This is a genomic window from Azospirillum halopraeferens DSM 3675 (assembly GCF_000429625.1).
GTDB classification, from domain to species: Bacteria; Pseudomonadota; Alphaproteobacteria; order Azospirillales; family Azospirillaceae; genus Azospirillum; species Azospirillum halopraeferens.
Genome location: NZ_KE386929.1, coordinates 80,276 through 86,275 on the forward strand (window position 1 = coordinate 80,276; position 6,000 = coordinate 86,275).

The window sequence follows — 6,000 nt, forward strand, 5'->3', positions numbered from 1 at the left end:
AGAGCCGGCCGCCGCATCCCCTGGCTTTCGGGGAGGGAGACCGGGACCGCCCCGGCGGTGCCGATGACTGAGACACGGAAACGGCGGCGCGTCCTCGCGCCGCCGTTTTTGTGTTCGGATAGGGGATCAGATCCGGCGGGCGACCACCGGCCCGGCCGGCGGGGCGGTGTCGGCGACGGTGACGGCGGCGCGCACGACCGCCGCCGCCGCATCGGCATCGGCGTCGCTGCGGGCGTGCACCACCGCCAGCGGCCGGCCCCGCGGCCCCACCGCGTCGCCGGGGCCGGCCACCGCGTCCAGGCCCACCGCCGGGTCGATGGCGTCGTGGACGCGGACGCGGCCGCCGCCCAGGCCGACTACCGCGACGCCCAGCGCGCGGGTGTCGACCGCCGCCACCACTCCGTCGCGGTCCGCCGTCACCGGCCGGCGCACAGGCGCCACGGCCAGGTGGCGGTCCGGCGCGTCCAGCAGGTCGGCGGGTCCGCCCAGCGCGCGGACCATGCGGGCGAAACGCTCGGCCGCGGCACCGCCGGCCAGGGCGTCGGCGAACCGGCGGCGCCCCTCCGCCACGTCTGCGGCCAGCCCGGCGAGCACCAGCAGTTCGGCGCTCAACTCCGCCGTCACCGCGAGGAGCCGCGCGTCCGCGGGTTCGCCGCGCAGGATGGCTATCGCCTCGCGCATTTCCAGGGCGTTGCCGGCGCTGTGGCCCAGCACCCGGTTCATGTCGGTCAGCAGTGCCACGGCGGGCAGGCCGGCGCCGGCCGCGACGGTGACGATGCTCTCGGCCAGGGCCTCGGCGTCGGCGGGGGTCGCCATGAAGGCGCCGGAGCCGAACTTGACGTCCATCACCAGGGCGTCCAGCCCGGCCGCCAGCTTCTTGGACAGGATGGAGGCGGTGATGAGGTCCAGCGATTCCACCGTCGCCGTGACGTCGCGGATGGCGTAGAGGCGCCGGTCGGCCGGCGCGATGTCGGGGGTGGCGCCGATCACCGCGCAGCCCGCCTCGCGCACCACCCGTTGCAGCGTCGCCCGGTCGGGAAGGGAGCGGTAGCCGGGAATGCTGTCGAACTTGTCGAGGGTGCCGCCGGTGTGGCCCAGGCCGCGCCCCGACACCATGGGCACGAAGCCGCCGCAGGCGGCCACGGCGGGGGCCAGAATCAGGCTGACCTTGTCGCCGACACCGCCGGTGGAATGCTTGTCCACCACCGGCCCCGGCAGGCCGAGGGGCGCCCAGTCCAGCACCGTGCCGGAGCGGGTCATGGCGCGGGTCAGCGCCACCCGCTCGTCCAGCCGCATGCCGCGGAAGAACACGGCCATGGCGAAAGCCGCCGCCTGCCCCTCGCCCACCGACCCGTCGGTGATGCCGCGCACGAACGCCTCGATCTCCGCCGGTTCCAGGCGGTGCCCGTCGCGCTTGCGGCGGATGGTCTCCTGGGGAAGGAACACGGCCCGCGGTCTCAGTACGCCTCGGCCGCGTCGCGGACGGCCCCGCCCTCCCCCAGCACCGCCAGCAGGCTGTCGAGCAGGCCGGACGCCCCGAAGCGGAAGGTGTCCGGCTTGGCCCAGCCCTTGCCCATCAGCGCATCGGCCAGGTGCAGGAAGGCGGCGGCCGCCGCCGCGTCGCGGATGCCGCCCGACGCCTTGAAGCCGACGGTGCGGCCGCTCTGGCCGATGGCGTGGAGGATCAGCGCCGCGTTCTCCAGCGTCGCCGCGGGCTGGACGCGGCCGGTGGACGTCTTCAGGAAATCGGCCCCGGCGTTGATGGCGTCGCGCGCTGCCCAGTCCAGCAGGTCGGCGTCGGGAAAGGCGCCGGCCTCCAGGATCACCTTCATGGTGACACCCTCGCCGCAGGCGTCGCGGCAGGCGCGCAGCACGTTCAGGGGCAGGGTGCGCCCGCCCTCGATGAAGGTGCGGTAGGGCAGCACCACGTCCACCTCGTGCGCACCGTTGCCCACCGCGTCGCGGGTCGCGGCGGCCACCGTGGCGGCGTCGTCCTCGCCGTCGGGGAAGTTGACGACGGTGGCCACCTTGACGCGGCTGCCCTTCAGCGCCTTGCGGGCCGCCTTGACGAAGCGCGGCCGGACGCACACCGCCGCCACCGGCCCGACCGGCGTGACGGCCCGCCGGCACAGGTCGAGCACCCGCTCTTCCGTGTCGTCGTCGTTGAGGCTGGTGAGGTCGAGGAGCGACACGGCCCGGCGAGCCGATTTGGCAGTCGCGGCGACCGTAGCGGCCTCGTCGACGGCGAGTTGCAGTTCGGCGGAGAGTTTCATGGCTGGTTTCCGTCCTCAACCGTCAGTCCGTCCAGAAAGTCGATCAGCAGCCGCTCCAGATCGGAGGCGGCGGCGGCGGCGGTGCTCAGGGTGTGGGCGTGGTCGACCGTCCCCTCGCCGATGCCCACGCCGAGGTTGGTGATCACGGCGCAGCCGGCGACGCGCAGGCCGCAGTGGCGCGCCACGATGCATTCCGGAACCATGGACATGCCCACCGCATCGGCTCCCAGGGTTTTCAACATGCGGACTTCCGCCGGGGTCTCGAAGCAGGGGCCGAGCCAGGCGGCGTAGACGCCCTCGGCCAGGGCGATGCCGGTGCGGGCGGCGGCGGCGTGCAGGCGCACCCGCAGGCCGGGGTCCCAGGCGTCGGACAGGGACGGGAAGCGCGGCCCGAAGGTGTCGTCGTTGGGGCCCACCAGGGGGTTGGTGCCCAGCAGGTTGATGTGGTCGGCAACGGCCATCAGCCGGCCCGGCCCCACCTCCGGGCGCAGCGATCCGGCGGCGCAGGTCAGCAGCAGCGTGTTGCAGCCGGCCAGCTTCAGCGCCCGGATGGCATTGCGCAGCGGCGCGAAGTCCCCGCCCTCGTAGGCGTGCACCCGCCCCTGCATGCAGGCCACCGCCTGCCCGCCCAGGCGGCCCACCACCAGGCGGCCGGCGTGCCCCTCCACCGCCGGGACGGGGAAGCCCGGCAGCTCGCCGTAGGGGATGGACACCGCGTCCTCGACACGATCGGCCACCGAGCCCAGGCCGGAGCCCAGCACGATGCCCACCCGCGGGTGGACCCCGGGGGCGTGGACCAGGATGTCGGCGGCGGCGCGGGCTGCGGTCATGGTCCTGAACCTCTCCCGGTGCGGGTCATGGGTTGGCGCCGTCGGGGCCGAAGGCGTGCGGCAGCAGTTCGCCCAAGGTGAACGTGCGGCGCAAGCCCTCCGGTCCGCAGACGTGCACGGGGACGCCCGGCGCGGCAAACTCACGCAGCCTCTGGCGGCAGCCGCCGCAGGGGGTGCACAGCGCGCCGTCGCCCGCTTTTCCGCCCATCACCACCACCCGCCGGATGCGCCGTTCCCCGGCCGTGACCATGGCGCCGATGGCCGAGGCTTCGGCGCACTGGCCCTGGGGGTAGGCGGCGTTCTCCACGTTCGCTCCCACGAAAACACGTCCCGAGTCGGTATGGATCGCCGCGCCGACGGGAAACATGGAATAGGGGGCGTGGGCGTTGGCCATGGCCGCACGGGCGGCGGCGACCAGCGCGGCGATCTCCTCGTCCTCCATGGCCTTATCGCTCCTTCACGTAGGGAACGCCGGCGGCCCGCGGCGCCACGGCCCGGCCGACGAAGCCGGCCAGCAGCAGCACCGTCAGGACATAGGGCAGCATCTGGATGAACTGCACCGGCACCGTGCCGATCAGCGGCAGGTCCACCCCCTGAAGGCGGATCTGCACCGCGTCGGTCAGGGCGAACAGCAGGCAGGCGGCCAGCGTCGGCCACGGCCGCCATTTGCCGAAGATCAGCGCCGCCAGGGCCAGGTATCCCTTGCCGGCGGTCATGTCGCGCACGAACCCGGCGCCGTGGCCGATCGACAGATAGGCGCCGGCAATCCCCGTCAGCACGCCCGTCAGCAGCAGCGCGCGGTAGCGCAGGCCGGCGACCGACAGGCCGGCGGTGTCCACCGCCGCCGGGTTCTCGCCGACGGCGCGCAGGCGCAGGCCGAAGCGCGTGCGCTCCAGCGCGTAGGCGGTGACCGGCACCAGGGCGAGGGCCAGCCACACCAGCACGTTGTTGCCGTCCAGCAGCACGTCGTAGACCGGCCCCAGCACCGGCACCGAATCGGCCAGCGGCCCCGGCAGATCGACCGCGGGCAGGCGGGCGGAGCCCGGCAGCGGCGGCGTCTGGCCGCCCTGGCGGAACCAGGCGAAGGCCAGGGACGGCGCCAGCCCGGCGACCAGGATGTTGATGGCCATGCCCGACACCACCTGGTTGCCGCCATGGGTGATGCAGGCGAAGCCGTGCACCAGGGCCAGCGCCACCCCCGCGGCCACCCCCGCCAGCAGGCCCGTCCACGGGCTGCCGGTCATCGCCGCCACGGCGGCGGCGAAGAAGGCGCCGGCCAGCATCTTGCCCTCCAGCCCGATGTCGACGACGCCGGCGCGCTCGCACCACAGGCCGGCGAAGGCCGCCAGCACCAGCGGGGTGGCGACGCGCAGCGTCGCGTCGGCGATGTGCAGCATCCCGAACAGCAGCTCGGTCATGCCCGCCCCTCCCCGGCCGGGACGGCCCCGTCATCGTCGTCGCGGCGGCGGCGGCGGAGTGCCGCTTCGATGGACGGGCGGAACAGGTTCTCCAGCGCCCCGGCCAGCAGGATGACCAGCCCCTGGATGACCATGACCAGCTCCCGGTTGACCGCGGGGAAGTCGAAGGAGATGTTCGCCCCGCCCTGCGCCAGGACGCCGAACAGCAGGGCCGCGGGCACGATTCCGGCGGGGTGGTTGCGCCCCATCAGGGCCACGGCGATGCCGACGAACCCCACGCCGTTGGTGAAGTTCAGGATCAGCCGGTGCTGCGCCCCCAGGATCTCGTTGACGCCGACCAGCCCGGCCAGCGCCCCCGACACCAGCATGGCGACGATCACCGCCCGCCCCGGCCGGATGCCGGCGTAGACGGCGGCGCGGTCGTTGCGGCCGACCGTGCGCAGCTCGTACCCCCCGGGGGTGTGCCAGATGAACAGCCAGACGGCGACGCAGGCGGCCAGCGCCAGCAGGAACGACAGGTTGAGCGGCGACGGCGCCACCGTCACCCCCATCCCGGCGAGCACCCGATCGACCGTGGGCAGCCACGATTCCGGCGGGAAGGCGCGCGACTCGGGACTCTGCTGGCCGGGCTTGATCAGCACGTCCACCAGCAGCCACGTCATCACCGCCGCGGCGATGAAGTTGAACATGATGGTGGTGATGACGATGTGGCTGCCGCGGCGCGCCTGGAGCCAGCCGGGGATGAAGGCCCAGCCCGCCCCGAACAGGGCGGCCAGGACGACGCCGGCCAGCGCCACCGCCGGCCACGGCCAGCCGAACAGGACCAGCCCGGCCAGCCCGGCCCCCAGCCCGCCGATGTACGCCTGCCCCTCGCCGCCGATGTTGAACAGCCCGCAATGGAAGGCCACCGCGACCGCCAGCCCGGTGAAGATGTAGTTGGTGGTGAAGTAGAGGGTGTAGCCGATGGCCTCCGGGTACCCCAGGGCCTCGCGCACCATCAGGCCCAGCACGTCGATCGGGTTCTCGCCGATGGCGAGGATGACCAGCCCCGACAGGGCGAACGCCGCCGCCAGGTTGACCATGGGGATGACTCCCAGGTCCACCCAGCGCGGCACAACGCGCCCCCCGGCAGCGTCTCCCCCGCCCGCCATCAGCCCACCCCGCCCGCACATCCCCCGCCCCGACAGTGCCCCGGCCACCGGGTCCGGCGCAAGCGCGGCTTCAGGGGGGACGCCGGAGGAGGCGACCCGGCCGGAGGCCGGAGGTACCCCGGCACGACACCGGAGCCTCCGGAACGGCGCATCGGCAGACGCACGCAACCGCCCTCTCGCTCTCGCAGGGGGAGCGACTGCCGCAGCAGATCGGGGTTGGTGACGAACAGGCGGTTTCAACCCACGCTCCCGCACGGGGAGCGACACCAGCGCAAGCGGAGCGCCGGGAGCCGTGCTGTGGTTTCAACCCACGCTCCCGCACGGGGAG

Annotated in this window: 6 protein-coding genes; all 6 read right to left on the reverse strand. The window is 74.0% G+C overall.

Annotated elements, in window-relative coordinates; genetic code table 11:
• Positions 1 to 126 precede the first annotated feature (126 nt).
• From deoA to G472_RS0129165, 6 genes are read right to left on the reverse strand one after another with little or no spacing between them, the layout of a single operon-like run.
• Positions 127 to 1,446, reverse strand: coding sequence for a thymidine phosphorylase (gene deoA / locus G472_RS0129140; RefSeq protein ID WP_029011216.1), 1,320 nt, complete (start codon positions 1,444 to 1,446; stop codon positions 127 to 129).
• 11 nt (positions 1,447 to 1,457) lie between these two features.
• Positions 1,458 to 2,273, reverse strand: coding sequence for a deoxyribose-phosphate aldolase (gene deoC / locus G472_RS0129145; protein WP_051341551.1), 816 nt, complete (start codon positions 2,271 to 2,273; stop codon positions 1,458 to 1,460).
• Complete coding sequence (locus G472_RS0129150) at positions 2,270 to 3,103, reverse strand: purine-nucleoside phosphorylase (RefSeq protein WP_029011218.1); 834 nt, start codon at positions 3,101 to 3,103, stop codon at positions 2,270 to 2,272. Before G472_RS0129150 ends, deoC begins: the two co-directional genes overlap by 4 nt.
• Before the next feature lie 25 nt (positions 3,104 to 3,128).
• The gene (gene cdd / locus G472_RS0129155; RefSeq protein ID WP_029011219.1) at positions 3,129 to 3,545 is read right to left on the reverse strand and encodes a cytidine deaminase; all 417 of its coding nucleotides are present in this window, start codon (positions 3,543 to 3,545) and stop codon (positions 3,129 to 3,131) included.
• Between the two features lie 4 nt (positions 3,546 to 3,549).
• Positions 3,550 to 4,521, reverse strand: coding sequence for an ABC transporter permease (locus G472_RS0129160; protein WP_029011220.1), 972 nt, complete (start codon positions 4,519 to 4,521; stop codon positions 3,550 to 3,552).
• Positions 4,518 to 5,672 carry an ABC transporter permease gene (locus tag G472_RS0129165; RefSeq protein ID WP_035694178.1) on the reverse strand — a complete coding sequence of 385 codons (1,155 nt, stop codon included), beginning with the start codon at positions 5,670 to 5,672 and terminating at the stop codon, positions 4,518 to 4,520. The genes G472_RS0129160 and G472_RS0129165 overlap by 4 nt, the downstream gene beginning before the upstream one ends.
• Between the last annotated feature and the right edge of the window lie 328 nt (positions 5,673 to 6,000).

Bases quoted from the DNA above. Each gene is read 5' to 3' on its own strand.
- deoC (WP_051341551.1), bottom strand. From the start codon at position 2,273: ATGAAACTCTCCGCCGAACTGCAACTCGCCGTCGACGAGGCCGCTACG.
- G472_RS0129150 (WP_029011218.1), bottom strand. From the start codon at position 3,103: ATGACCGCAGCCCGCGCCGCCGCCGACATCCTGGTCCACGCCCCCGGG.
- cdd (WP_029011219.1), bottom strand. From the start codon at position 3,545: ATGGAGGACGAGGAGATCGCCGCGCTGGTCGCCGCCGCCCGTGCGGCC.
- G472_RS0129160 (WP_029011220.1), bottom strand. From the start codon at position 4,521: ATGACCGAGCTGCTGTTCGGGATGCTGCACATCGCCGACGCGACGCTG.
- G472_RS0129165 (WP_035694178.1), bottom strand. From the start codon at position 5,672: ATGGCGGGCGGGGGAGACGCTGCCGGGGGGCGCGTTGTGCCGCGCTGG.